Below are 26727 nucleotides of genomic sequence, written 5' to 3'. Positions count from 1 at the left end.
GCGCTCAGCCCAGACTCGACTCGTGCCGCAACTTGTCGCCGGCCGGGTTGACCGCTTCGCGCAGAAAGCCGAAACCGGTGCGTCGATCCAGACGAAACAAGGTGTTGGTGACGTACACGTCTTCACGGACGCCGACCACCTCCACCACTTCACTGACACAACGGCGGCCGTCGGGCATGCGGGTCAACTGAATGATCACGTCGAGTGCCGCGCAGATCATCTGCCGCAGGGTGCGTTCGGCCACCGTGCGCCCGGTCAGGCCGACCAGGGTTTCCAGACGCAGCAACGCATCCTGGGCATTGTTGGCGTGGACCGTGCTCATCGAGCCGTCGTGACCGGTGTTCATCGCCGTGAGCACATCGAGCACTTCGACGCCCCGGATTTCGCCGAGAATGATCCGGTCCGGACGCATCCGCAGTGCGTTGCGGATCAGGTCGCTGGCCTTGACCTCGCCATGGCCCTCGGCATTCGGCGGCCGGGTTTCCAGGCGCACCACGTGAGGGTGGCCGAGTTGCAGTTCGGCGACGTCTTCGATGGTCACCAGTCGTTCGTGGGGGTTAATCAATTGGCTGAGGATGTTCAGCAGTGTGGTCTTGCCGGTGCCCGTGCCGCCGCTGATCAGGATGTTGCAGCGCTTGCCCACGGCCTCCTGGAAGCACTCGAAAATCGGCAGGTCGATGGTCTGCATCGCGATCAGGTCGCTGCTCTTGAGCATGTCCTTGCGGAATTTTCGAATCGACAGACAGGGGCCGTCGAGGGCGATCGGCGGGATGATCGCGTTGACCCGGCTGCCGTCCGGCAGGCGTGCATCGACCATCGGCGAAGACTCGTCCAGCCGTCGTCCGAGCGGCGCAAGAATGCGCTGCATGACTCGTTCGACGTGGTGCGCATCGATAAAACGCAGGTCACTCTGATGCAGTACACCGTCGCGCTCGACGAACACCCGATGCGGTCCGTTGACCAGAATTTCGGTCACGGCGGTGTCTCGCAGCAACACTTCCAGCGGACCGAATCCGGTCAGCTCATCGACGATTTCTTCCGCCAGCCGCTCCATCTCGTAACGTGAAATCGCCAGGTGCAAACGGGCGATGTATTCGGCGACCTTGTCGGTGACAAATTGCGCCAGCAACTGCCGCGAACCTTCCAGCAGGTTTTTCCCGGACTCCTCGATGGCATCGATGATGTACCGATGCAGGACCAGTTTCAGGCCTTCGTGGTCGGTGTTGCCCGACTGGCCCCGCGCCGGTGCGCCGAAGAGTTTTTCCGGGCTCATGAGGTGCCTCGCAACCGATCGAACCAGGTGACCTTGGGTTTGGCCAGGCCTTCTGAGCGTTTGGCCAGCCGTTCGCCGAGCGCCCGCAGGCTCTGGGTGAGTTTCTCCCGGGGGGCCAGTTCAAACAGGCTGACACCCTGATTCTTGGCGTTCATCCGCAGCTCCGGACTCAAGGCCAGCACGGCGATCACTTCCAGGTTGAAGGTCTTGCCGAGGGTGTCCGCATCCGGCGCGACGTTGCTCAGATAGCGGTCGACCAGCAGCCGCCCGTGATCGAGCTTCATGCCTTTTTCCCGCCACAGATTGAACACCGCCAGGTTGCGCCGGCAATCGAGAACATTCTGGTCGGTGTACCAGATCAGCTTGTCGCAATGGCTGACAAAGGTGCGCAGGGCTTCGCTGTCGGGCTGGCCGGTGAGGTTCACGACAATGTGCTGGAAGTGTTGGCGCAAGGCGCTGAGCAACATGAACAGCTCCGCTGCACTGGTGCTCTCCAGCGGTTCGTCATTATCGGCGTATGCCAGAATCCGCAGCCCCGCTTCGGTGCTGGTAAATGCACTGTCGATCAGCGTCGCGTCGAGCCTGCGCAGGTGGCGCAGGGCATCGCCGAAGTGGAACGAACTCTCCAGCCCCAGCAACGCCAGGCTATCGCCGCGAGGCAGACCGAGGTCCAGCAGCAGTGTCTGCTGCCCGCTCTTTTGCACCACCAGCGCCATATGGTTGGCCAGCAACGCGCCGTCGGAGCTGCTCTGCACACCGTACAAAACCGTCAGGCCACCCAGTTGCGTGTTGTGGGGCACTGGCGGCAGACGCTTGCTCAAGCGACGCACCAGCCCGGCCACTTCGCTGGAGCGCGATCCATAAGCAACGAAATCCCGTGCCCCGGCGCGCATCGCATTCAGTACAAGCTGATTGTCCATGCCGTCGCCGAGGGCGACGATTGCCAGCATCGGCTTGGCCTCCAGCGCGCCTTCGATCAGCGCGCTCTGGGCCACCACGTGCTCACGGTCGAGGCCGACGAACACCAGGCTGGCGAAGGTGACATCCACCAGCGCGAGCAATTCGTCGAGGCTACCGCCACCGGCACTGACCACCTGGCCCAGCGGTGCAAGCGCGCTTTGCAGCCACTCCAGATCGGTGCTGTTGCGGGTGATGGCGAGAAAGGTCTGACTCAGGCTCTGGCTCATTGGGACAACCCGCTGCGCTTGTCGAAGTTGCCGTTTTCCAGGAAGAACATGCGGTAGAAATTCGGGTCGTAGTTGCGCAGTTTTTCACCCGGCAACGACGGCAGTTGCGCCTCCGCCGAAAGCGGACGCACCAGGTGCGGGGTGACGATCATCAGCAGCTCACGCTCTTCGCGCTTGATCTGCGAGCTTTTGAAAAAAGCCCCGAGCACCGGGATATCGCCCAGCCCCGGAAACTTGTCGACCTGGGAGCTGTTGGAGGTACTGATCAGACCGCTGATGACAAAACTCTCGCCATCGGCGAGGGAAATGCTGGTGTCGGTGCGGCGGATGGTCAGGGCCGGCACCGTGGTGCCGGCGATGTTCACCGAGTTGCTGAAATCCAGTTCGCTGACTTCCGGTGCCACCTTCAGGGCGATGCGATCCTGGCTGACGATGGTGGGCGTCAGCGTCAGGCGGATGCCGAATTCCTTGTATTCGATCGACACGTTGTCGCTGCCGGAGCTGGGCACCGGAATCGGAATCTGCCCGCCCGCAAGGAAGCTTGCGCTCTGTCCGTTGAGGGCCACCAGACTTGGCCGCGCCAGGGTGTAGGCGAAGCCGCTGCCCTCGAGGGCATTGATAATCGCCATGGTCTTGCCGCCGATCCACGAGAAGTTGAACAGCGAGTTGTCCACCGGCAGTCGCGGTTGCGGTACGCCGTCGATGGGCGGCAGGGTTCCGGGAGAGCCGAACAGGAAATTGCCGCGGGTGCCGATCAACTTGGCCGACGCCTGCTTGAGCTTGGTGCGGCTGACTTCGACGAAGCGAATGTCGGTCTGTACCTGCGAGGGCAACAGCGCATCATCCGACGGCAGCGCACTGGTGTTGGTGAGGGCCGAGGTGGCGGCGCCCTTGACGAACACCATGCTCTGGCGCGGCTCGCTGGAGCAGCCGGTCCAGACCATGAGACTGGTAGCGCCCGGCGCCACGGCGGTGAGCAGGAATGACGAATTGCCATTGGCATGCACGTCGGCGATTTTCGGATCGCCGATGGCCAGGCGTGTGATCGCCACCGGTGACTGCATGTCCTGCTGCCAGCCTTCGTTGATTTCGATCACCGGCGGCAAGCGGCCGAGGGCCGCGCAGTTGCCGGTGGCCGCTTGCGCGGCATTGATTGACAGTCCCATCAGCAGCAAGGCCCGGAGCACGGGATTGAAGGTCGGCCAGGAACGACTCTGCATGCACTTGGATCCTTGCTCAGTCATGGTTTTTGTTGGCTGGTCTGATTGCCGCGAATCACTTCCACTGCGGGCCGTGCCGCAACAGCCTGGTCGCCGCTCGACGACGCTTTCGGCGCCGTTCCCAGCGCCAGCTGAGTGAACTGGAAAAGCTGGCTGTTGGCGGCAACCAGTTTGTCCGGTGCCTGACTTTCGCCGGCCCAATACTTGGCCAGGCGCTGTTCTTCACTGCTGCGCACGGCCAGGCGCAACGTCCCGACCTGGGTGGCGAGCATCATTCGACTCAACAATTGTTCAGGCACCGCCAACACCACGGTGCGCGCGGTGAGCCGACGCTGGTCCTGTTTGATCTTGTCGTCGGCGCTCATGGCGGGAGCGGACGGCTGGCCGTCGTTGGTCAGGCCGTACTGTTCGCCGACACCGAGCACGCGCATGGCCGGCACCACAATCTGTGCCGACTGTTGCGGGTTGCTGGCGTCCTGACGCAGGAACAACAGCACGTCGACATAATCCCCGGGGATCAACTGCCCGGCCGCACCGATCACTTCATCGACCGACACGGCCAGCGCGCGCTCATCTTTGTGGATCATGCGCGCCAGTGTGCCGCCGGCCTCGAAGCTCTCTTCGTTGAGCCAGGTTCCGGCGCTCAGATGGCGCCACGGTGTGCGACCCACGGCCTGTTCGATTGTGCCGAGGCTGCCGGCCGGGGCGCTGAGCAGTTTTTCAACGGCCAGGTCGGCGGCAGTGAGAGGGGTGAATGGCGGGACGTCACGCACCAGCACCACGACGGGCTGGCGGGTCTGGTCTTCGGCGGCCGCGACGGTCTTTTCGACAGTGATCACCGCAGGCGCGGGAGCCTCGGCAACCGGCGCGGGTTGCCGGCTGAGCACCAGGCCCCAATATCCGACAACGATGGCCCCCAGTAAAAGCACCGCTGCAAGGCCCATGGTCACACGACTGTTCATGACGGCTCTCCCTTTCCTGCTGCACTACCAGCCCGCACTTCCTACCAAGGGAACATCGCAATCAGGCAGCTATGAACATCCAACTATTTCGCTATTTCCACGCTAGCTGAAACAAGCCAAAACGCCATTAGTGCGGGCAAATAACCTGTGAAAGTACGGGTGTTGGCCAATTAGCAGTCGAAATGTCGGGAATGACCAAGCCATTAATTCTTTGTGATTAATCCGTTCTTACAGTTGTTGGGAGGGGCTTTGTTGACAATGCTCAAATGGCACGGCGAACGCTTTGCCGCTGCTGTGACATCGGCGCCAGGAGCGCAAAGGAGTGGGCATATGTTTCGAATGATCGTTGATTATTTAATGGCCAGAGCCCTGCTGTTCTACAAACATGAAGACGGTGCTTCGGCAATCGAATACGCCATCGTCGTGGCCATGGTTGCCGTGGTGGTCGTGACCTTTGTCACTCCGCTGGGTGATCGTATGCTGGCGATCTTCAACAACATTCTGGTGTCGCTGGGCGGCGCTACGCAGGCCCGGCCAACAGTTCCGTAATCGACAGCACGGTTCCGCCAGCACCTTGCTGATGTCGGGCTACACTCGATCTTCCATTCAGCTTTCAGGTACTGCCCATGAACGTGTCTTCTTCTCCACGCCAACAGTTGCTTCTGGTTGACGACGAAGAGGACGCGTTGCTGGAGCTGGCGGAATTGCTGGAAGGCGAAGGCTTCGTCTGTCATACCGCGACTTCAGTGAAGCTCGCCCTGCATCACCTGACCCGCCATCCCGATATCGCCCTGGTGATCACCGATCTGCGCATGCCGGAGGAAAGCGGCATGTCGCTGATCAAGCGCCTGCGCGAACACACCTCGCGCCAGCATCTGCCGGTGATCGTGACGTCGGGGCATGCGGACATGGAGGACGTGAGCGACATGCTGCGGTTGCAGGTGCTGGACCTGTTTCGCAAGCCGATCTATCACGTGCGGCTGCTGGAGACGCTGGACAATCTGTTTCCCAAACCCAAGGTCAATGTCTCCTGAATGCCCGGACAGGCTCGATTTCGAATACGCAGCATTGAAAATTGACGCCATCTCTTTGACTTTTTGATGGTGTCGAAATGATGGCTCGTGTACATTCGCCGCGCCCAAACCGGACGACCCGGAGGGGTCGGTAGGGATGCCTGATTGAATTTGATGACCCTGCTGAAACTGTTTTTCATGTTTTGGAAGGGAATCTCGTTTGAAAACCGCTCGCTTGCGCCACTCGCTCCTGGCGCTTTCTGTTGTTGCCGCCATCACTCATATGCCTCTCGGTCATGCCGACACGCTCGATTACGATCTGAGCAGCGGGCCGTTGATCAGTGTCGATCGGTACTATGACTTCCTGAATTTCGTCGGCACGGCCAACGTGGTACAGACGTCGCCGTCGGCTGTGACCAGCGCTGTACAGATCACCCGGCCATTGGCCAATCACGATGTGTCGAACAAGGCGCAGATCACCATCAACGGCGCCACCCACGGGGTCGGCATTGGCCTGTATCCCGGTGGTGTGTCCTGGTCAAAGATCAATTACAACCTGTTCAACCGTGGCACGATCGACGTCAACGGTCTGGCCGACAGCGGCGACTCGACCGGTTTCCTCGTAGACGGCGTGCAGATCGGGGGCAACTTCAGTAACGAGCGCGGCGCCCGGATCAACGTCAGCGGCAATCGGGCCACAGGGGTTTCACTCACCGGCGTGAAACTGACCTACGGCGTGACCAACTATGGTTCGATCACGGCCAGTGGTAGCGGCGCTCGTGGCATCTATCTGGAAAACACCACGCAGTCCATGCCGGTCTACAACGAAGGCACCATCAAGGCTACCGGCAGCGGAGCCGAGGGCTTGACCCTGAACGGGGCGAGCGTTGTTCCCAGGCCGGGCGTCAATACCAACAGCGTCGTCAACTCGGGCACCCTGTCGGGTGAAAGCATCGGCGTGCACGTGAGCAATCAGCCGGTCGGCGGCGCGATGTTCAGCATCCGGCAATTCGGGGGTGTGATCGAAGGTGGAAAAGCCGCCATTCAGGTCGATGACGGCCAGGCTTATTTCCACTGGGGAAGCGGCGACATCAAAGGCGATCTGCTGGGCCTGTCCGGGGTAACGATTGACGGTGAAGCGGCTTTTTCCGGTTCGACGATCAAGTCCGGTTACGTCACCGTGCAAGAGGGTGCGTTGACCCTCCTGCAACCTCACACCACGATCATCGGTGATCTGGACATGGAGGAAGCGGATTCGGTGATCGCGATGTCGGTCGGCAACGACACCGATATCAACCGTCCAGTCCTCACCGTCACCGGCACGACCGAAATCGAACCGGGCGGCCATTTGCAGCTGCAGGCTCGCTCGAGCGATTTCCGCACGGCTGCCGGTGGCAACCGTTACACCCTGATCAGCTCCGGCACATTGATCGGTGGCCAGAATCTGGCGGTGGAGTCGACCTCGGCATTGCTGGAGGTGAAAAGCTACGGGGTCGAAGGCAATGATGTGAAGGCGTTGGTCAGCACCAAGTCGGACGAGGTGGTGGTCGAGAATACGCTGGATGCCGGTGGTTCGAGCAACGGAGCAAAAGCCGTGGGTCGTCTCTCCAGTGGGCTGATGTCCCGGCTCGACGAAACTGACCCGGTGTTCCAGGCATTCGCCAACGCCAGCACCGATGCGCAACTGGCGAGGTTGTCCGAAAGCCTCAGCCCGGATGTCAGCCGTGGGGTGATCCACGCCGCCACCAACAGTCAGACGCTGGTGTCGGGTGTCATCAATGATCGCTCCAGCCGCGCCCGTACCGCTGGCATAGCCACGGACAAAGGTGTCTGGTTGCAAGCCTTGAGCAGCGATGCCAACCAGGATGAGCGCCGTGGTGTGAGTGGTTACGATGCCGACAGCCACGGTATCGCCGTAGGCGCCGATGGTCAGCTGAATGCCGATCTGGCGGTCGGTCTGGCGTACAGCTACCTCGACACCGATGTGAAATCCGGTCGCGGCAACAAGACCCAGGTCACCGGGCACGCATTGACCCTGTACGGCAACTGGACCCATGACAACTGGTTCGTCGATTCGTCGCTGATGTATGGCTGGAACGACAACGAGTCCAAGCGCTATATCGCCGGCACGCGGGCCAAGGGTGATTACGACAGCAACGTGTTCGGTGTCAGTGCGCTGGCCGGTTATACCGTGCGCCTGATGCCGGATGTGGTGCTTGAGCCGCAGGTCGGGGCGCGTTACGCCAACGTGGGCATGGACAGCTATCGCGAGAAGGGCAGTTCGGCCTCGCTGAATGTCGGCAGCCAGCGTTATGAAGTGGGCGAAATGGGTGTCGGCGCGCGTCTGGCGGCGGCATTCGATGTGGGCACCGGCAGCCTCGAACCTGAGGCGAAGTTGATGGCCTGGCATGACGTCATTGGCGACAAGACCGGCACCACATCCTCGTTCGTGCTGGGTGGCGATTCGTTCACCAGCCGTGGTACCACCCCGGTGCGTGACAGTTATGAACTGGGTCTGGGCGCCAACTACCGGATGGGCGCGTGGAGTGTCGGCGGGTCGTACAACTACGTGACCGCCAGCGGTTTTGACGCTGACGGATTCACGGCGAAAGTGCGTTACGCCTTCTGAGTCTGTGGTCGGTCGTGCTACAGCTGATAGCTGAAACTGATGCTGTAGCGCGGCCGGCGATTGAAGGTATCGAACGCTTCATCGGACATCGCCTTGGCGGCTTCCAGGGCAATGTTGTAATACTTCGCATCGCCAAACCTCAGGCCGAAGGCCGCCGATGACAGGTTGTTGGCCTGCACCGGCAACTCATTGAACCAGCTGCGCGAGCGGTCGAGCACGAAGTACGGTTGCAGGATGCGCACCCAGTTGCCGTCTCGGTTGAAGCTGTAGTTGATCTCGTAAGCCACGCCCCAGCCCTTGTCGCCGGACGCCTGATCGTCGGGATAACCGCGACCGAAGTTCTGGCCGCCGAACACCGCGCGCTCGCTGTCGGGCAGGGTATCACTGCTCCAGTACAACGCAGCCGACAGCACCCCTTGCCAGTTGTCGAAAAACTTGTCGCTCTGCACCCCCGACAGACGCACCCGAAAAAAGTCGAGGTCGATGGCACTGTTGTTGGTATGCGCGCCCAGACTGTCGAAGCCTTGATACACGCCGCCACTGAGGATGCGCAGTTGCCGGGCATCGGCCTTGCGCCAGTCGCTTTCGAAGGCGAGGGCACGGATGTCGGTGCGTTCTTCGACACTCAGCGGGTACCCGATCACGTTGTAGCGGGTCTTGTCGTTGACCGCGTACAGGCGCGATCCGGCGGTCAGCAGTTCATCCGAGGCGGCAATCAGCGGCAGTGTGAAACCGAGCGAATAACGATCGTTTTCGCGGTGCGGCTTGAGCTCCAGCCCGTTGCTCAACTGCACGTTGGTGCCGGGGTCGGCCCGGTAGCGTGAGGCCGACAGGCTCAGTTGCGCACCTTCGTCGTTGATGAACTGGTTGTAGTCCAGCCGGTAGTAATGTTCGTGATCGTCCCCCGGTGGAAACAGCCCGCTGAGGCTCAGCTGTTCGCCCATCGACGTTTGTGAATTGCTGCTCACACCGAGCAAGGCCTGTGTGCCGTTGCGGTTGTCTTCAGTGGTACTCAACGTGCTGGTGAACGGTTTGCGGCTGGCCTGGGCAACCAGTGTCGTTGCACCGTCGGTTGTGCCGGGCGGCGGTACCTGGGCCTGGATCGTCACGCCGGGAATACGGGTCATCAGCGTGGTGTAGCGCTCGAACGTCTTGCGCGTCAGCGGGCGTTCAGCCTGGAGCTTGGCGGCCAATCGGTCGAGCAGGCCTTTGACCCGTCCGACGTCACCCGCGATCTGCACGTCGCGGACGTAGCCTTCCACCAGCACCACGCGTGCCACGCCGTCGTCAAAGGTCTGCTGCGGCAGGAACGCGTAGGACAGCAGATAACCGTCCTGTTGATAACGACGGGTGATCGTGCGGGTGGCTTCGATCAGGTCGGCGAGGCTGCTTTCGCGGCCGATCAGGGGTTTGTAGATTTCGGCCAGTTCGTTCAGCGGGTAGAGCGTGCCGCCCTCGATCTGCACGGTCCTGAGGTTGATCCTGGTACTCATCAGCAACGGCTGGGCGGCGGTGGCGCCGGGATCCGGCACTTGCAGCGGCGCGGCGTTCGGTCGGTAGGCGTCGGCGGGCAGGTTCGGCACCGGCAGGTTGCGGATGGTTTCGTTGCTGTTGAGAAAGCTGGGCAGGGTGTCGGCGAGGGCAGTGGAACTGAGACTGAGGAACAGCAGGGATGCCATGACGCGCATAGGACACTCCATGTTCAAACCGCAGCACAGGGCAGGGTTTCTCCTAAGAAAAAAGCGGAAGACTCATGGGAATCTTCCGCCCTCAACCAAGCGTAGGCGCTGTAGGTTAGGCCGTCGAATCGGCCAGGTGCAATTCAGCGTTTGTTGCCGCCCAAGGCGCCGGTCAGTCCACCGAGAACGCCGCCCAGACCTGCGCCGCTACCACCCGTGGTGGCGCCACCGAGTGCTCCGCCGACGGCATTGACGGTGTTGCTGACGACGGTAGTGACCGTGTTGGTGACGGGGTTGGCGGCCGGGGTGCCGGCGCCGCCGTTGAGCAGGCCACCAACGGCGGTTACTGTGCTGCCCACCGTGCCGACGGTGCCACCGACTGCCGCGACCACCGGATTGGTCGTGCTGCCAGCGAGGGTGCCACCCAGACTGTTGACGGCGCCACCCACTTGCGCCGTGAGGCCCGCAACCGGCCCGCCGAGCCCGGTGGAGTTGCCGACGTTTTGCGTGAGGCTGGTCACTGCACTGGTCACAGGGCTCAGGCCGGTGCCGACGACATTGCCGACACTGGCCAGCGCCGTGGTGGGGGCCGTGATTGTTGTACCAGGGCCACCCACGACGGTGTTGAGCGAAGCCACGGTGTTGCCCGTCGACACCAGCACATTGCCAGGTGCGCTCAGCGTACTGTTGCCGGCCCCCAGACCTGTACCGACATTGGCCACCGCGCCGCCGACGGTCTGCAGCAGACCTGTGCTACCCAGGCCGCCACCTACACCGCCCGAATCCCCGCCTGTACCGTTGGCCACCAGCCCACCGGTCTTGCCGACCGTGGTGCCGACGTTGCTCAGCGCACCGCCGAGGGTGTTGGTCAGGGCATTGCCCTTGCCCGCCGCCGTTACGTTGTCGCCGAGGCCGTCCACGGTACCGCCGACTTTCTGCAGAACGCCGTTGAGGGGAGCGCCGAGACCGGTGACGCTCCCGAGTCTGTCGGTGGTGCTTTCAACCATCGCAATGACCGGCACCAGTTTCTGACTGACCTGCGTGGTAACCCCGCCGAGGGGGCCGGTGGTGGTAGCGGTACTCAGGGTGTCGCCAAGCATGGTGACTTTCTCGCCGACGCCGCCGAGGACTGGCGCCACTCTGGTCACCACTCCGCCGACCACCGGAATGCTGCCGGTGGCAGTCGCCAGCTTGCCGCTGACATCCGACACACCGTTGCCGACATCCTGCACCACTCCGCCGACCGCCGAGGCGGTCACACCCACGCCATTCGGGGTGCTGGCCAGTTTGCCGATGCCGTTGGACACACCATCACCCAGCGTGCTGACGACATTGCCGGCGGTTTTGGCGACGCTCTGCACCACCCCTCCAACCACCGGGACGGTGCCGAGGGAGTCACCCACCTGGCCTACACCATCGCCCACGCCACTGACGGTATTGCCGACATCCTGTACCAGCGTGGTCGTCACCAGCGTAGGGGTTGTGGGGTTGGTCGGGTTCGTTGGATCAGTCGGGTTAGTCGGGTTGGTTGGATCTGTCGGGTTGGTCGGATTGGTGGGGTTGGTGCCACCGGTTCCTCCTGTTCCACCAGTCCCGCCGGTCCCGCCAGTGCCAGCCGTACCATCGGTTCCGCCCGTACCGCCCGTACCGCCGGTGCTGCCTGTGCCGCCAGTCCCTGCCGTCCCGCCGGTGCCGCCGGTCCCGGCCGTATCACCGGTGCCGCCGGTTGCGCCCGTACCACCAGTCCCCGCCGCGGCACTCTCGTCAGAAGAGCTGCCGGACGAGCTGTGATGACCGCCACCGCCGCTGCTGCACCCGGCCAGGCCAAGCGAGAGGATCAATGCCAGTGCTGTTGCCGATTTGCACCACACTTGAGTTTTCATGATGGGTATTCCTTGCACCTGTCACAACGTTCGTTGACTTCGATAGCTCGCCGATTCTGTTGCCGGCAATGCCTTCGTCCGTTGTGTTCATATCAATCGCAAGGCTGGATCCACGCCATTCTCGAGTTGGTATTAACGCCTTTATATAAATCGGTGAACGTGCTGCTTAACGACTAATGCCGAGGATATAAACGCGCAAAAAAAAGCCTTGAGAATCAAGGCTCGATATTTGGCTTGGGGGCGGGTGGCTGGCGCAGAAACTTAAGTTATATACACACAATTGATCATGTTCCGCAGGTGGGGATCGCGCCCGGATCTGTTGATCGCTTCAGGCAACCGGCTGCCAGTTTCCGACCATGTGTTCCAGATCCCCGGCGCCGATCAGGCGCAATTCACCGCTGGACCCCGCCGCGCTGGCGAACAGCGAAACGTCACTTGGCAGGCGCACCGGTTTGCGAAAATGCACGGCGATTTCCAGGTTGGCTTTCGGCAGATGATCTGCCAGTGCCGCCAGCGTCCGGGCCTTGTTCCACAAACCGTGGGCAATAGCGGTTGGGAAACCGAACAACTTGGCGCTGGCCGCACTCAAGTGAATCGGGTTGTAGTCGCCGGAGACTTTCGCGTACTGCCGGCCGATGTCCGCCGGCGCCTTCCATTGCGCCACTTGTGCGAGGGGCAGCGTCGGCTCCCAGGTCTGCTCGACCGGTTCGCCTTCGAGCTTCACGCCGCGACAGAGCATCCGGCTTTCGGCTTCCCACAACGGGCCGAGTTGATCGTCGAGGGTGGTCAGCAGATCGAAGGTCGCGCCTTTCGGATGCGGTTGCAGGTTATGCACCCGGACGCTGACTTGCGCGCGACTGATCCCGCCCATCGGCCGCAATACGCGGATGCGGTTGCTCAGATGAATCAGCCCCAGCAGCGGGAACGGAAAGTCTTTGGCGGTCAGCAATTGCATCTGCAGGGCAAACGCCAGGATATGCGGATAGGTCGGCGGCAGCAGGCCGTCATCGGCGAAACCGCAGACCTTGCGATACGCCGCCAACCGTTTGCCATCCACCTCGACGGCGCAACGCAACCCGCTGTCGGGCAGGGTGGTGCCGGTGATTTTGCGTCGGGTCGCCGCCCGGGCATACAGCCCCGGCAGGCTCGGCTCGTGGTGCAGGGTTTGCCATTCGATGGTCATGTTCAGGCCCCCAGAACGCTTTGGCCGCACACCCGCAACGCTTGCCCGGTGAACGCGCCGGTGCCCGGTTGTGCCAGCCAGGCCACGGCTTCGGCGACGTCTTGCGGCAGGCCGCCCTGGCCCAGCGAACTCATGCGCCGCCCGGCTTCACGCAGGCCAAACGGGATGTGCGCGGTCATCTGGGTCTCGATGAACCCCGGCGCCACGGCGTTGATGCTGATGCCGCGTTCCAGCAGCGTCGGCGCCCAGGCCTGGGCCAATCCGATCAGCCCGGCCTTGCTCGCCGCGTAATTGGTCTGCCCGCGATTGCCGGCGATGCCACTGATCGAGGCCAGCAGAATCACCCGGGCGTTATCGCGTAAGGTGCCGCTGTCGAGCAGGGCCTTGGTCAACACTTGCGGTGCGTTGAGATTGACCGCCAGCACCGCGTCCCAGAACTCGGGCGTCATGTTGGCCAGGGTCTTGTCGCGGGTGATGCCGGCGTTGTGCACCAGAATATCGAGGCCGTCCGGCAACTGTTCGATCAGTTGCGCAGCGGCATCTTCGGCGCAGATGTCGAGGGTGATGGCGCGACCGCCGAGGCGAGCGGCCAGCGCTTCCAGATCGTTTTTTGCTGGCGGCACGTCGAGCAGGATCACCTCGGCGCCGTCACGGGCCAGGGTTTCGGCGATGGAGGCGCCGATGCCGCGCGCCGCGCCGGTGACCAGCGCCTTGCGCCCGGCCAATGGGCGCGTCCAGTCGGTAACTTGAGTGGCGCAGGCCGTCAGACGGATCACTTGCCCGGAGACGAACGCGCTTTTCGGCGAGAGGAAAAACCGCAGCGGTCCTTCCAGTTGATCCTCGGCGCCTTCGCCGACGTAGATCAGTTGCAGCGTGCCGCCGCTGCGCAGCTCCTTGGCCAGCGAACGGGAGAAACCTTCGAGCGCGCGCTGCGCACTGGCGGCGAATGGTTCACGCAGGGTTTCCGGGGCGCGACCGAGGATCACCAGATGCGCGCTGCTGTCGAGGTTCTTCATCAGCGGCTGGAAGAATTCGCGCAGCTGTTTGAGCTGATCGGTGTGCTGCAAATCGCTGGCGTCGAACACTACGGCCTTGAGTTTCGGGCCGTGGCCGGGAATCCATTGGGTGGCGGTCGCCGGCTGGTCGCCGTAACGGTAGATCGCGTCGGTCAGGCGATTGGCGAAGGTGCTGATCCGCTCGGCCAGGGGCCCGCCGCCGATCAGCAGCGCACCGTCCACCGGCCGCAGGCGCCCGGCCTGCCAGCGTTCCAGCCGCACCGGCGACGGCAGGCCCAGGGCCCCGACCAGACGGTGGCCGATGGACGAGTTGGCGAAGTCGATATAGCGGTCAGACATGGAACGCTCTCCAGAAGATGGGGTTCAAAGTGTGGACTGCGAAGGGCAATCAATCGTTCGATCCACGCAATAAGGCCTACGCTAGAACAGCAGAGTAGTTTGCCCTCGGCGCTTTTGTGGCCCGACCGGGTTTTCAGCGCTCGATTTTCAGACCGGATATTTCACAAGGAGCATTTCATGAGTCAGCTGCGCCGCGTCGCGATCATTGGTGGCAACCGCATTCCGTTCGCCCGTTCCAACGGGCCGTATGCCACCGCGAGCAATCAGGTGATGCTCACCGCCGCCCTCGAAGGCCTTATCGAACGCTACAACCTGCACGGCCAGCGCATCGGCGAAGTGGTCGCGGGGGCGGTGCTGAAATTGTCACGGGATATGAACCTGACCCGCGAATGCGTGCTCGGCTCGCGCCTGTCACCGGCCACCCCGGCCTATGACATTCAGCAGGCGTGCGGCACTGGTCTGGAGGCCGCGTTGCTGGTGGCGAACAAGATCGCCCTCGGCCAGATCGATTGCGGCATTGCCGGCGGCGTCGACACCACGTCGGACGCGCCGATCAGCGTCAGCGAAGGCCTGCGCAAGATCCTCCTGCAAGCCAACCGCGCCAAGACCACCGGCGACAAGCTCAAGACCTTTCTGCAATTGCGCCCGAAACACCTGATCCCCGAATTCCCGCGCAACGGCGAACCGCGCACCGGCCTGTCGATGGGCGAGCACTGCGAATTGATGGCGCAGACCTGGAACATCCCCCGCGAGGAACAGGATCAACTGGCCTTCGAAAGCCACCACAAACTGGCGGCGTCCTACAGCGAAGGCTGGCACAACGACCTGATGACCCCGTTCCTCGGCCTGACCCGCGACAACAACCTGCGCCCGGACCTGACTCTGGAAAAACTCGCGACCCTAAAACCGGCCTTCGAGAAAAGCGCCAAGGGCACCCTGACCGCCGGCAACTCCACCCCACTGACCGATGGCGCCTCGGTGGTGCTGTTGGGAAGTGAGGAGTGGGCGAAGGAACGTGGTCTTCCGATCCTCGCGTATCTGCGCGACGGCGAAGCGGCGGCGGTGGATTTCGTCAACGGTGCCGAAGGGCTTTTGATGGCGCCGGTGTACGCGGTGCCGCGCTTGCTGGCGCGCAATGGTTTGACCTTGCAGGACTTCGACTACTACGAAATCCACGAAGCATTTGCCGCGCAAGTGTTGTGCACGTTGAAGGCCTGGGAAGATCCGGAGTACTGCAAGACCCGGCTCGGGCTCGACGCGCCACTGGGCTCGATTGATCGCAGCCGCTTGAACGTCAAGGGCAGCTCGCTGGCGGCGGGGCATCCGTTTGCCGCGACGGGCGGGCGGATCGTGGCGAACCTGGCGAAGTTGCTGGACGCGGCGGGGCAGGGGCGGGGGTTGATTTCGATTTGTGCGGCTGGCGGACAAGGGGTGACGGCGATCATCGAGCGCTGAAAGAACAAGAATCCCCTCTCCCAAAGGGAGAGGGGATTCCAAAGGTTACTCAGGTGCGGAACCTGCGCACCAACCCATCCAGCTCATTCGACAACCCCGCCAGACTCTGCGAATCCAGCCGCGCCGAATTGGCCAGTTCCGCCACCAGTTGCGCATCACCATGAATCTGGCTGATATGCCGATTGATGTCCTCAGCCACCTGATGCTGCTCTTCAGCCGCCGTCGCAATCTGCGTGTTCATGTCGCAAATCACATCCACCGACTCACGAATCTGCCCAAAGCTTTCCCGCGCCTCACCAATCCGTGCCACCGATTGCTGCGACACATCGAGGCTGGCGCGCATCTGCTGGGTCACTGCGCTGGTGCGCTTGGCGAGGTTGCCCAGCAGCCCGTCGATTTCCGCCGTCGAGTCCGCCGTGCGTTTGGCCAGTGCGCGAACCTCATCGGCCACCACCGCAAAACCACGACCTTGCTCACCGGCTCGCGCTGCTTCGATGGCCGCGTTGAGCGCCAGCAAGTTGGTCTGTTCGGCGATGGAACGAATGGTGCCGAGGATCGACTGGATATCGTTGCTGTCGCGCTCCAGTTGTTGCATCGACTGCGCCGATTGCTCCAGTTCCTGGCTCAGTTGATCGACGCTGTGCACCGCCGCATCGATCTGCTGCTGACCTTCGCGGGCCTGGCGCTGGCCGCTGTCGGCCGACTCGGCGGCCTGGCTGCACGAGCGGGCGACTTCGTTGGCGGTGGCGACCATTTCGTGAAACGCGGTCGAGACCATGTCCACCGCTTCGCGCTGGCGCCCGGCGGCTTCGGCCATGTCGCCGGAGACCCGGGTCGAACTCTGCGAAGTGGCGAGGATTTTCCCGGCCGCGCCGCCGATGTGCTGGATCAGGCTGCGGATCGCGGTGAGGAACTGGTTGAACCAGTTGGCCAGTTGCGCGGTTTCGTCGCTGCCACGGATGTCGAGGTTCTTGGTCAGGTCGCCTTCGCCCTGGGCGATGCCTTCCAGACCGCTGGCCACGCTGCGGATCGGCCGCACGATGAGGCTGGCGAAACTGGCGCCGACCACCGCGAAGATCACCGCCAGCACGGCAGCGATGATTGCGATCAGCCAGGTGAGTTTAGTGGCCGAGCTCATCACGTCGTTCTGTTTGATCAGGCCGATGAAGGTCCAGCCCAGTTGCTCCGACGGCCAGACGTTGGCCATGTAGCGCTCGCCGTTGAGCTCGACTTCCACCAGTCCTTTGCCGGCCTTGGCCAGTTGCGCGTAGCCCTCGCCGAGGCTGTCGAGCGGCTTGAAGTTGTGCTCCGGCTGCTTGGGATCGACCAGCACCGTGCCGCTGTTTTCCAGCAGCATCAGGTAACCGCTTTCGCCGAGTTTGATCTGTTTGACGATCTCGGTGAGCTGCTTGAGCGTCACGTCGATACTGACCACGCCGCCGTTGCTGCCGAGCTTGTTGTCGATGGTGCGCACGGTGCTGACGTAGGTCGCATCGTCCTGCGCCCAGTAATAGGCGGCAGTGCGGAACGGCTTGCCGGGTTTGGCCTGTGCGGCCTTGTACCACGGGCGCTGACGCGGGTCGTAGTTGCTCAGCTTGGGATCGTCGGGCCAGGACACGTAGCCGCCGGCAGCGGTGCCGACGATTGCGTAGGCGTAAGCCGGGTGACTGTTGCCCAGATCCTGCAGGAAGGCGAAGACCTTCTTGTCCATCTCGCCCTGCGGAATGCTTTCGGCGTTGGCGCTCATGTAGGTCTTGAGGCTGTCGTCGGTGTTCTTGATCAGCGGTTGCGTCGCCAGGTAATCGACGTTCTGGCTGATGCCGTCAAAGAAAAGCTGCATGGCGTTGCTGACCTGACGGATCTCGCGCCCGCTGCTGTCGACAAAATCGTCCCGGGCATCGCTGCGCAGGTTGAGTACCACCAGCGTGGCGACCAGCACCACGGGCAAGCAGGCGATGATTGCAAACGCCCAGGTCAACTTCTGTTTGATGTTCATCCGCGCTCCAGATTTTCTTGTAGGCCCACGCAGTGCAGATGACTCGCGGTTATTGGCAGCCGAAAAACGTTGTTTTCCACCCGTTTCCTTGAGTGCGACATCGAAGATTTTTTTTGGAACGATTGTCGGACAAATTCCTCTGTCTCTGAGGAATTCGGCTGCCGGAGGGGGAAATTGAGGCCGGAAGAGAAAATTCTTACGAGCTGCGTGCAGCGGGATGTCAGATTCTGTCGCAAATGCCCTCAAGTGCTGTCGCCAACAACTTCGACAGCCTCGGCTATGATTCGCAGCGGCCGATAAAGAGGCGGATCGGCCCGGTTTATCCGGCACAGTGTGTGCATCCACAGGTTCACAGGTCGGCAACCCCTCCCCGTGATGCGAGGATTGCCGTATAACGAATGACATTCGCGTGTTTGGTAATAAAGGACCCACAATAAAAGCTGATGAAGACTCCAAAACGCATTGAACCCCTGATCGAGGACGGTCTGGTCGACGAAGTGCTGCGTCCACTCATGAGTGGCAAAGAAGCAGCTGTTTATGTGGTGCGCTGCGGCAATCAGTTACGTTGCGCAAAGGTCTACAAGGAGGCGAACAAACGCAGTTTCCGCCAGGCGGCCGAGTATCAGGAAGGCCGCAAGGTTCGTAACAGCCGACAGGCCCGAGCGATGGCCAAGGGGTCCAAGTTCGGGCGCAAGGAAGCCGAAGATGCCTGGCAGAACGCCGAAGTCGCGGCGCTGTTCCGCCTGGCCAACGCCGGGGTGCGGGTGCCCAAGCCGTACGACTTCCTCGAAGGCGTGCTGCTGATGGAACTGGTGGCCGACGAATACGGTGATGCCGCGCCGCGTCTCAACGATGTGGTGCTGGAGCCGGATCAGGCCCGCGAGTATCACGCGTTCCTGATCTCGCAGATCGTGCTGATGTTGTGTACCGGTCTGGTGCACGGTGACCTCTCGGAGTTCAACGTGCTGCTGACGCCGACCGGCCCGGTCATCATCGACCTGCCGCAAGCGGTGGACGCCGCCGGCAACAACCACGCGTTCAGCATGCTCGAACGTGACGTCGGCAACATGGCTTCGTACTTCGGTCGCTTTGCCCCGGAGTTGAAGAAGACCAAATACGCCAAGGAAATGTGGGCGTTGTACGAAGCGGGTACGTTGCACCCGGCCAGCGTGCTGACCGGCGAGTTCGACGATCCCGAGGACCTGGCCGATGTCGGCGGGGTACTGCGCGAGATCGAAGCGGCGCGTCTGGATGAGGAGCGCAAGCAAGCCATCCGCGCGGCGGACGACGAGCCCAAGGGCAAGTCTGACGAGCCGCCTCCGCCACCGTGGATGCAGTGAGCATCTGAAAAAGAAAACCCGGCTTCGGCCGGGTTTTACACATTCAAGGATTGATTGTGACCACCACCTCCCGCAATGCCCGGCTGATCATCACGGCCCGGCTGATTTCCGATTTCGGCGCTTTCCTGAACATGGTTGCGCTGGCCACTTATGTCTACCTGCTGAGCAACAGCGCGATGAGCGTGGGGATTTTTCTCGCCAGTCGGGTGGGCGGCGGGATTTTCGCCAGCCTGATCGGTACCGCGTTTTATCGTCGATGCAGTGGCCGCTTGCCGTTGATTGCCTTCGATCTATTGCGCGCCACAGTGCTCGGTTTGTTGCTGATCGTGCCGGTCAGTCAGCAGGCGTTGTTGCTGCCGCTGATCGCGTTCGGTCTGGGCTTCGGCAATTCGATGTTTGCCATCGGCCTCAACAGCCAGTTGCCGCGATTGATCGAGCCGGCGCAGTTGCTCAAGACCAATGCGTGGATCACCTCCGCCTCTTCGATGGCGATGGTCGGCGGCAGTCTGGTGTCCGGGTTGCTGGTCGCGGGGTTTGGTTTTGAAACGGTGTTCGCGCTGAATGCGCTGACCTATCTGTTGGCGGCAGTGTTGATTGCGCCGCTGCGGTTCAGTGCACCGGAGCCGGTGGCCGAATCCGGCGCTAAACAGGGGGAATGGTCGGCGTTGCTGCAAGGCCTGCGCAGTGCTCCAGTGGTGGCGGCGATGCTGGCTGTCACGATGGCCGACACCCTTGGCAGCGCTGCGCACAACGTCGGCTTCCCGATCATTTCCAGACTGCTGACGCCGGATTCGGCCAGCACCACGCTGGGCCTGATGCTCGCGGTGTGGGCCGCCGGCAAACTGCTCGGCGCACGGATCGCCAGTCGCCTGAACGGCTCGGAAAACGTCCATCTGGAGCGCCGCTATTTCGGTGGCGTGCTGCTGATGTCCTGCGGATTCATCCTGATGTTCCAGCAGCACAGCGTCGTTGGTCTGTTGCTGTTTTCGCTGCCGGCCGGACTGGGCGACGGGTTCTCGGAAGTTGGCCTGATGTCACGGTTGCAACGGGAGCCGGAGCCCCTGCGCCTGCCGATCTTCAGTTTTCTGACGCTGTTGCAGATGACCGGGTTCGGCGTCGGCATGCTGATCGCCGCACCGTTCTATGAGTGGTGGGCGCCGGGTGCCGTGGTGTTGCTGTTCCACGGCATTCCCCTCGCCACAGTGCTGTCGATGAAAATCCTGCTGCTCAGGCGCGAGCGGGTTGCGCGCAGCAGCCCGACGCCAGTTCCTTGAGGATCGGGCAGTCCGGACGATGGTCGCCGTGGCAGTGCTCGACCAGATCCTGCAGGGTGTCGCGCAGTTCGCCGAGTTCGCGGATCTTCTGATTCAGCTCGTCGATGTGCTGGCGGGCCAGGGCCTTCACATCGGCGCTGGCGCGCTGGCGATCCTGCCAGAGGGTCAGCAGCTTTCCGACTTCCTCCAGCGAAAAGCCCAGGTCCCGCGAGCGCTTGATGAACGCCAGCGTGTGCAGGTCATCGTCGCCGTAGACGCGATAGCCGCTGTCGGTGCGATGGGCCGCCTTGAGCAGACCGATCGACTCGTAATAACGGATCATCTTCGCGCTCAGGCCACTGTGGCGGGCCGCTTGGCCGATGTTCATCGGTTGTCCTCCAGATCCTCGGGTTTCCAGGTTTTCAACAGTAGCGCATTGCTCACCACGCTGACGCTCGACAGGGCCATCGCCGCACCGGCCAGCACCGGATTGAGGAAGCCGAACGCTGCCAGCGGAATGCCGATCAGGTTGTAGACGAAGGCCCAGAACAGGTTCTGGCGGATCTTCGCGTAGGTCTTGCGGCTGATCTCCAGCGCGGCCGGCACCAGCCGTGGATCACCGCGCATGAGGGTGATGCCGGCGGCGTGCATGGCCACGTCGGTGCCGCCGCCCATGGCGATGCCGATGTCGGCGGCGGCCAGTGCCGGGGCGTCGTTGATGCCGTCGCCGACCATGGCCACGACGCCGGTCTTTTTCAGCTCGGCGACAGTGGCGGCTTTTTCCGCCGGCAGCACTTCGGCATGGACGTTTTCGATGCCCAGCGCTTCGGCGACCACCCGGGCGCTGCCGCGGTTGTCGCCGGTCAGCAGGTGGCTGTGGATGTGCTGGGCGGCCAGTTGTTGCACCGCGTGCAGCGCGCCGGGCTTGAGGGTGTCGCCGAAGGCGAACAGACCGAGTACGCGGGGCTCCGGACTTTGCTCGATCAACCACGACAGCGTGCGACCTTCGGTTTCCCAGGCCTTGGCGGATTCGCTCAGGTTTCCGGCGTTCAGACCGCTTTCTTCCAGCAAGCGCCGGTTGCCCAGCGCCAGGCGCCGACCGTCGAGGCTGCCGGCGATGCCGCGCCCGGTCAGGGACTGGCTGTCGCTGACATCCGGTACGTTCAGACTGCGTTCGGCACAGGCATCCAGCACCGCTTTGGCCAGTGGATGTTCGCTGCCGCGTTGCAGCGCGCCGGCAGCTGTCAGCAGGGTGTTTTCGTCGCCGTCGATCGCGCTTAAAAAATGCGCAATGCGCGGCGTGCCGGAAGTCAGCGTGCCGGTCTTGTCGAACACCACGGCGCTGACTTCATGGGCACGTTCCAGTGCTTCGGCGTCCTTGATCAAAATCCCGTGACGGGCGGCGACGCCGGTGCCGGCCATGATCGCGGTCGGTGTCGCCAGACCGAGGGCACACGGGCAGGCGATCACCAGCACCGCGACGGCGTTGATCAACGCGGTTTCCAGCGGCGCGCCGTACAGCCACCAGCCGATCAGCGTGGCCAGGGCCAGCAGTAGAACCGTCGGCACAAACACCTGGCTGACTTTATCCACCAGTTTCTGGATCGGCGCTTTCGCCGCCTGCGCGTCCTCCACCAGACGGATGATCCGTGCCAGCACGCTTTCCGCGCCGAGCGCCGTGGTGCTCACCAGCAAGCGGCCTTCGCCGTTGATCGCACCGCCGGTGACTTTGTCGCCCGGTTGTTTGGGTACCGGCAGGCTTTCGCCGCTGATCAATGCTTCGTCGGCATGGCTCTGGCCTTCCAGCACTTCGCCGTCCACCGGGAAACGTTCACCGGGTTTGACCAATACCTGATCGCCAAGGCGCAGGGCGCTGATGGCGACGTCCTGTTCGCGGCCATCGATGACTTGAATTGCCCGCTCCGGGCGCAGCGCTTCCAGTGCGCGGATGGCGCTGGCGGTCTGGCGTTTGGCACGGCTTTCCAGGTATTTGCCAAGCAGCACCAAAGCGATGACCACCGCCGAGGCTTCGAAATACAGATGCGGCATGCGCCCGGCAGCGGTCGCCCATTCATAGAGACTCAAGCCATAACCGGCGCTGGTGCCCAGCGCTACCAGCAAGTCCATGTTGCCGGCGCCGGCGCGCACGGCTTTCCACGCGGCCACATAAAACCGCGCGCCGAAGATGAATTGCACCGGAGTGGCGAGGGCGAATTGCGCCCAGGCCGGCAGCATCCAGTGAATGCCGAACGGTTGCAGCAACATCGGCAGCACCAGCGGCAAGGCGAGGGCGATGGCGCAGATCAGCGCCCAGCGTTCATGGTTCAGGCGTTGCTGGCGATTGTCGGATTGTGGATGTTCGAGTTCGAAGAGGCTGGCCGAATAACCGGCCTTGCTCACGGCGGCGATCAGGGTTTGCGGGTCGACCGCGCCGAGCAATTCGAGGTGGGCGCGTTCATTGGCGAGGTTGACGCTGACGCTCTTCACCCCCGGTACTTTGTTCAGGGCGCGTTCGACGCGACCGACGCAGGAGGCGCAGGTCATGCCGTCGATGTTCAATTCCACGGTGTGCTGCGGCACGCTGTAACCGGCGCGTTCGACCGCTTCCATCAGCGCTGGCAGGCTGTCGCCGGGGGCCTGCACCCGGGCCTGTTCGGTGGCGAGGTTGACGCTGACGGCACGGGCGCCGCTGACTTTGCTCAACGCCCGCTCGACACGGCCGGCGCAACTGGCGCAGGTCATGCCGCTGATGGGCAGATCGAACGTGATGGAATCGGACATCGGTCGTACTCCCTGTAGTAGATGCCTACAGGATCAACCTTGCCATGCTGGCAAGGTCAAGCGCCAATCCGAAAGCGTCAGTAACCGAGGCCGGTCGGCTTGAGGTACATGCCTTCCTGGTTCATCGCGATGCGGAATTTCAGGATGTCGCCGGCATGCAGTCTGATCTCCTGCGAACCCGGCGCAAGCATGCCCGGGTTGCAACCCGGCATTTGTCCCGGCAGCAGTTTCAGGCGCAGCGAGACATTGCCCGGCGGCAGGTTGAACGACGTGCTTTGCTCCTGGAACAGGCGCGCCGACAGTTGGTCCTGGATGTACACGCCGATTTCGCACGAGGTCGCGACTTCCAGGCGCTCGCGGGAAATGATCAGCACCCCGTAATCTTCCCCGGCGGCATGCACCGAAGGGATCGCGGCAAAGAGGCTGAGAAAGCCAAACAGGCTGAAAGCTGACCAGCGCATGGCTGAATCTCCTGAATTCATGTCATTGATGCATGCAGCTTGGCCGAGCGCGGCGACGATTGCCAGCCCGGCAGTTTTTTGCAGAACTTGACCTTGCCATCGTGGCAAGCCCGAAACTGCCGGCAACCTCACTCAAAGGAGTCTTTCCATGCAAGTGTTCACTGTTGAAGGCATGTCCTGCGGTCACTGTGTCAAAGCCGTCACCCAGGCGGTGCAGAGCAAGGATCCGGCCGCCAGCGTGCGGGTCGATCTGGCGGCGAAGGAAGTCGGCGTCGAAAGTGCGCTGAGCGCCGAGCAGGTGATCGAAGCGATCAGCGAGGAAGGTTACGGGATCAAACTCGCCTGATCTTTTTAATAGTTAGCGAGCTACCGGAATGTTCAAGGCGTCCTCGCGCGGCTAGACTGTCGGGCTGCACTCTCTACTAAAGTGCCCGCCCAACTGCCTGTCGAACGTGGACGCCTGATGAACTTCCGTACCCTTCTGATTCTCGGTGCCCTGACCGCTTTCGGTCCGCTGGCGATCGACTTTTATCTGCCCGCGTTTCCCACCATGGCGCTGGCGTTCGGCACCGACGAGAAACACGTCCAGCTGACGCTGTCGGCTTACTTCTTCGGCCTGGCCATCGGTCAACTGGCTTATGGGCCGGTGGCGGATCGCTTCGGCCGGCGGATTCCGCTGCTCATTGGTCTGACGCTGTTCACGCTGGCGTCAGTAGCCTGCGCCTATGCGCCGAATCTGGAATGGCTGATCGGCGCGCGGCTCGTGCAGGCGCTGGGCGGTTGTGCGGGGATGGTGATTGCCCGGGCGGTGGTCAGCGACAAATGCGACGCGGTGGGTTCGGCGAAAGTCTTCTCGCAGTTGATGCTGGTGATGGGGCTGGCCCCGATTCTGGCGCCGATGCTCGGCGGTCTGCTGGTCAACACGTCGGGATGGCAGTCGATCTTCCTGGTGCTGACCGGATTCAGTGCCTTGGCCGGACTGGCGGTGGCCCTCGGTCTGCCGGAAAGTCTGCCGGCGCATGTTCCGCGTCAGCCGTTGTCCGGCGCTTTGCGCCAGTACGGTCGGTTGCTGGCGGACCCGGTCTACATGGGCCATGCCCTGACCGGCGGCATCGCCATCGCCGGGATGTTTGCCTACATCGCTGGGTCGCCGTTCATTTTCATCAAGTTGTACGGCGTACCGGCCGAGCACTTCGGCTGGCTGTTCGGCACCAACGCGGCCGGGTTCATTCTGGTGGCGCAGGTCAATGCGCGACTGTTGGCCAAACGTGGTCCGGCCTTCCTGCTGTCGCGGGCGGTCTGGGTTTACCTGTGTGCCGGGCTGACGCTGCTCGCGGTCAGCGCCTTGCACACCGAGGCCCTGTGGCCACTGCTGATTCCATTGTTCATCTGCGTGGCCAGCCTCGGCTGCATCAGCCCCAATGCGGCAGCGTGTGCGATGAACGGGCAGGGCGGTCGCGCCGGCAGTGCTTCAGCGTTGCTCGGCAGCATGCAGTTCAGCGTCGCCGCCGGGGCTTCGGCGCTGGTGGGGATCCTGCACGATGGCACCGCCGTGCCGATGGCCATCGTCATCAGCCTGTGTGGTTTGCTGGTGGTGTGCGCAGCAATGCTTACCCGGCGCATCCAGAATGCCCGGGCGCTGGCAAAGGCGCAGGCCGAAGTCTGAACGGAATAACTCAGCCGACAGCGCGTTGCTGGCCGAGGTCGGGAATCTGATGGGGCGCGTAGATACGCGCTTCGAGGGTGCGAGTGAAGGCGCGAGCTTCGGCCTCACTGCGGAAGGTCACGGCGTGCTGGTCGAGACGAACTTGCCACTGGGACTTTGCCACTTCTTTTATCAGGATCTTCATTGCTGACCTCCCGTACGTAAAAGATTGCATCGCAGAGGACTCGATTGTAGTCCTGAATACGATCGCAATTGTGACAAGGGTCAAGCATCTGACTGACGGCAAAAAAACACCGCAGCCCCCGAGCCAGCCACATCGGAGGCTGGAGAAGGCTGCGGTCCTGCAAGTTTTAGAAACCTTCTAAAACAATTTTCCCCTTGGCCTTGCCGCTTTCCAGCAGTTCATGGGCGCGGCGCAGGTTGCTCGCGTTGATCGTGCCGAAGTGCTCGCCCACCGTGGTTTTCAAGGTGCCGCTGTCGATCAGCCCGGCCACCCGGTTGAGCAGTTTGTGCTGCTCGATCATGTCCGGCGTTTCGAACAGCGAGCGGGTGTACATGAACTCCCAGTGCAGCGACAGGCTCTTGCGCTTGAGCTTGGTCACGTCAAGGGTCTTCGGATCGTCGATCAGCGCCAGCTTGCCTTGCGGCGCCAGGGCTTCGACCAGTTGGTCCAGGTGCTGGTCGGTCTGGGTCAGGCTGGCAACGTGGGTCACGTGGGTGACACCGGCGCGTTTCAGTTCTTCGCTCAACGGCTGGCTGTGATCGATCACCAGATCAGCGCCCAGTTCGGTCACCCAGTCGCGGGTTTCCGGGCGGGAGGCGGTGCCAATCACCTTGAGGCCGGTCAACTGGCTGGCCAGTTGGGTGAGGATCGAACCGACGCCGCCGGCCGCGCCTACGATCAGCAGGCTCTGGCCTTCATCGGTGTTGCCTTCGCGAATCTGCAGGCGTTCGAACAGCAATTCCCAAGCGGTAATGGCGGTCAGCGGCAGGGCAGCGGCTTCGGCGAAACCGAGGGTTTTCGGCATATGGCCGACGATCCGCTCATCCACCACGTGCAGTTCGCTGTTGCCACCGGCCCGGGCGATGGAGCCGGCGTAGAACACCTTGTCGCCGGCCTTGAACAAGGTCACTTCACTGCCGACCGACTTGACCACACCCGCCACGTCCCAGCCCAGCACCTTGGCGGCGCCGCCTTCCGGCGCGACGTTCTGGCGAACCTTGGTGTCGACCGGGTTGACCGAAATCGCTTTGACTTCCACCAGCAGGTCGCGCGGGCCGGCTACCGGCTCCGGCAGTTCGATGTCTTGCAGGGATTTTTCGTCGCTGATCGGGAGCGAGGCGTAATAGGCGATGGCTTTCATGGAGAACTCCGAAAGTGAATAAAGGAA

Annotated in this window: 22 protein-coding genes and 1 pseudogene; 8 read left to right on the top strand and 15 right to left on the bottom strand. The window is 62.5% G+C overall.

Going from position 1 to position 26727, the window contains the following annotated elements:
* Positions 1-4: 4 nt before the first annotated feature.
* From AC1Q9F_RS12920 to cpaB, 4 genes are read right to left on the bottom strand one after another with little or no spacing between them, the layout of a single operon-like run.
* Entirely contained in the window at positions 5-1273 is a 1269-nt protein-coding gene (locus AC1Q9F_RS12920) for a TadA family conjugal transfer-associated ATPase (protein ID WP_007958456.1), read from the bottom strand.
* Complete coding sequence (locus AC1Q9F_RS12915) at positions 1270-2460, bottom strand: CpaE/TadZ family protein (protein ID WP_492620173.1); 1191 nt, start codon at positions 2458-2460, stop codon at positions 1270-1272. The genes AC1Q9F_RS12920 and AC1Q9F_RS12915 overlap by 4 nt, the downstream gene beginning before the upstream one ends.
* Entirely contained in the window at positions 2457-3680 is a 1224-nt protein-coding gene (locus AC1Q9F_RS12910) for a type II and III secretion system protein family protein (RefSeq protein WP_179692789.1), read from the bottom strand. Before AC1Q9F_RS12910 ends, AC1Q9F_RS12915 begins: the two co-directional genes overlap by 4 nt.
* Positions 3681-3700: 20 nt before the next feature.
* Positions 3701-4642 carry a Flp pilus assembly protein CpaB gene (gene cpaB, locus AC1Q9F_RS12905; RefSeq protein WP_492620174.1) on the bottom strand — a complete coding sequence of 314 codons (942 nt, stop codon included), beginning with the start codon at positions 4640-4642 and terminating at the stop codon, positions 3701-3703.
* A 330-nt stretch (positions 4643-4972) separates the two neighbouring features.
* Here cpaB and AC1Q9F_RS12900 point away from each other — a divergent pair, with 330 nt between their 5' ends.
* The 3 genes from AC1Q9F_RS12900 to AC1Q9F_RS12890 all read left to right on the top strand — a co-directional run bounded on the left by AC1Q9F_RS12900 (position 4973) and on the right by AC1Q9F_RS12890 (position 8284).
* The gene (locus AC1Q9F_RS12900; protein WP_431768092.1) at positions 4973-5191 is read left to right on the top strand and encodes a Flp family type IVb pilin; all 219 of its coding nucleotides are present in this window, start codon (positions 4973-4975) and stop codon (positions 5189-5191) included.
* Between the two features lie 77 nt (positions 5192-5268).
* A complete protein-coding gene (locus AC1Q9F_RS12895) occupies positions 5269-5676 on the top strand; it encodes a response regulator (protein WP_179692787.1) in 408 nt (135 codons plus the stop codon).
* A gap of 199 nt (positions 5677-5875) precedes the next feature.
* Positions 5876-8284, top strand: coding sequence for an autotransporter family protein (locus AC1Q9F_RS12890; RefSeq protein WP_492620175.1), 2409 nt, complete (start codon positions 5876-5878; stop codon positions 8282-8284).
* Between the two features lie 17 nt (positions 8285-8301).
* On the opposite strand, the gene AC1Q9F_RS12885 is transcribed toward AC1Q9F_RS12890, so the two are convergent.
* From AC1Q9F_RS12885 to AC1Q9F_RS12870, 4 genes are all read right to left on the bottom strand, one after another.
* Complete coding sequence (locus tag AC1Q9F_RS12885) at positions 8302-9972, bottom strand: ShlB/FhaC/HecB family hemolysin secretion/activation protein (protein ID WP_492620176.1); 1671 nt, start codon at positions 9970-9972, stop codon at positions 8302-8304.
* 134 nt (positions 9973-10106) lie between these two features.
* On the bottom strand, positions 10107-11846 hold the full coding sequence (locus AC1Q9F_RS12880; protein ID WP_492620177.1) for a collagen-like triple helix repeat-containing protein: 1740 nt from the start codon (positions 11844-11846) through the stop codon (positions 10107-10109).
* A gap of 328 nt (positions 11847-12174) precedes the next feature.
* On the bottom strand, positions 12175-13029 hold the full coding sequence (locus tag AC1Q9F_RS12875) for a MaoC family dehydratase (protein ID WP_492620178.1): 855 nt from the start codon (positions 13027-13029) through the stop codon (positions 12175-12177).
* 2 nt (positions 13030-13031) lie between these two features.
* Positions 13032-14384, bottom strand: a complete 1353-nt coding sequence (locus AC1Q9F_RS12870) for a 3-oxoacyl-ACP reductase (RefSeq protein WP_492620179.1) — start codon at positions 14382-14384, stop codon at positions 13032-13034.
* Positions 14385-14561: 177 nt separating this feature from the next.
* Here AC1Q9F_RS12870 and AC1Q9F_RS12865 point away from each other — a divergent pair, with 177 nt between their 5' ends.
* Complete coding sequence (locus tag AC1Q9F_RS12865) at positions 14562-15839, top strand: acetyl-CoA C-acetyltransferase (protein ID WP_064379268.1); 1278 nt, start codon at positions 14562-14564, stop codon at positions 15837-15839.
* A 49-nt stretch (positions 15840-15888) separates the two neighbouring features.
* On the opposite strand, the gene AC1Q9F_RS12860 is transcribed toward AC1Q9F_RS12865, so the two are convergent.
* Together AC1Q9F_RS12860 and AC1Q9F_RS12855 are read right to left on the bottom strand one after the other, a co-directional pair.
* Positions 15889-16617, bottom strand: coding sequence for a methyl-accepting chemotaxis protein (locus AC1Q9F_RS12860; protein ID WP_492634782.1), 729 nt, complete (start codon positions 16615-16617; stop codon positions 15889-15891).
* A 129-nt stretch (positions 16618-16746) separates the two neighbouring features.
* Positions 16747-17679, bottom strand: a pseudogene (locus AC1Q9F_RS12855) (cache domain-containing protein); the annotation flags it as partial.
* Between the two features lie 599 nt (positions 17680-18278).
* Between AC1Q9F_RS12855 and AC1Q9F_RS12850 the strand changes: the two are divergent.
* Both AC1Q9F_RS12850 and AC1Q9F_RS12845 read left to right on the top strand, forming a co-directional pair.
* Complete coding sequence (locus AC1Q9F_RS12850) at positions 18279-19175, top strand: PA4780 family RIO1-like protein kinase (RefSeq protein ID WP_011332300.1); 897 nt, start codon at positions 18279-18281, stop codon at positions 19173-19175.
* Positions 19176-19231: 56 nt separating this feature from the next.
* The gene (locus tag AC1Q9F_RS12845; RefSeq protein WP_492620180.1) at positions 19232-20449 is read left to right on the top strand and encodes an MFS transporter; all 1218 of its coding nucleotides are present in this window, start codon (positions 19232-19234) and stop codon (positions 20447-20449) included.
* Here the strand turns inward: AC1Q9F_RS12845 and cueR are convergent.
* From cueR to AC1Q9F_RS12830, 3 genes are all read right to left on the bottom strand, one after another.
* The gene (cueR, locus tag AC1Q9F_RS12840) at positions 20403-20816 is read right to left on the bottom strand and encodes a Cu(I)-responsive transcriptional regulator (RefSeq protein ID WP_007958485.1); all 414 of its coding nucleotides are present in this window, start codon (positions 20814-20816) and stop codon (positions 20403-20405) included. The genes AC1Q9F_RS12845 and cueR overlap by 47 nt on opposite strands.
* The gene (locus tag AC1Q9F_RS12835) at positions 20813-23209 is read right to left on the bottom strand and encodes a heavy metal translocating P-type ATPase (RefSeq protein WP_492620181.1); all 2397 of its coding nucleotides are present in this window, start codon (positions 23207-23209) and stop codon (positions 20813-20815) included. Before AC1Q9F_RS12835 ends, cueR begins: the two co-directional genes overlap by 4 nt.
* 77 nt (positions 23210-23286) lie before the next feature.
* Positions 23287-23670, bottom strand: coding sequence for a hypothetical protein (locus AC1Q9F_RS12830; RefSeq protein WP_085609268.1), 384 nt, complete (start codon positions 23668-23670; stop codon positions 23287-23289).
* Positions 23671-23818: 148 nt separating this feature from the next.
* On the opposite strand from AC1Q9F_RS12830, the gene AC1Q9F_RS12825 reads away from it, so the two are divergent.
* Complete coding sequence (locus tag AC1Q9F_RS12825; protein ID WP_492620182.1) at positions 23819-24016, top strand: heavy-metal-associated domain-containing protein; 198 nt, start codon at positions 23819-23821, stop codon at positions 24014-24016.
* Between the two features lie 117 nt (positions 24017-24133).
* Complete coding sequence (locus AC1Q9F_RS12820) at positions 24134-25336, top strand: multidrug effflux MFS transporter (protein ID WP_492620183.1); 1203 nt, start codon at positions 24134-24136, stop codon at positions 25334-25336.
* 10 nt (positions 25337-25346) lie between these two features.
* Here the strand turns inward: AC1Q9F_RS12820 and AC1Q9F_RS12815 are convergent, their stop codons facing one another.
* Together AC1Q9F_RS12815 and AC1Q9F_RS12810 are read right to left on the bottom strand one after the other, a co-directional pair.
* Positions 25347-25520, bottom strand: a complete 174-nt coding sequence (locus AC1Q9F_RS12815; RefSeq protein ID WP_170929593.1) for a hypothetical protein — start codon at positions 25518-25520, stop codon at positions 25347-25349.
* A 166-nt stretch (positions 25521-25686) separates the two neighbouring features.
* Positions 25687-26700 carry a zinc-binding alcohol dehydrogenase family protein gene (locus AC1Q9F_RS12810; RefSeq protein ID WP_492620184.1) on the bottom strand — a complete coding sequence of 338 codons (1014 nt, stop codon included), beginning with the start codon at positions 26698-26700 and terminating at the stop codon, positions 25687-25689.
* Between the last annotated feature and the right edge of the window lie 27 nt (positions 26701-26727).

The sequence above is a fragment of the Pseudomonas sp. GW823-FHT04A03 genome, assembly GCF_058796615.1.
This window is presented reverse-complemented; position numbering and strand designations above follow the sequence as displayed.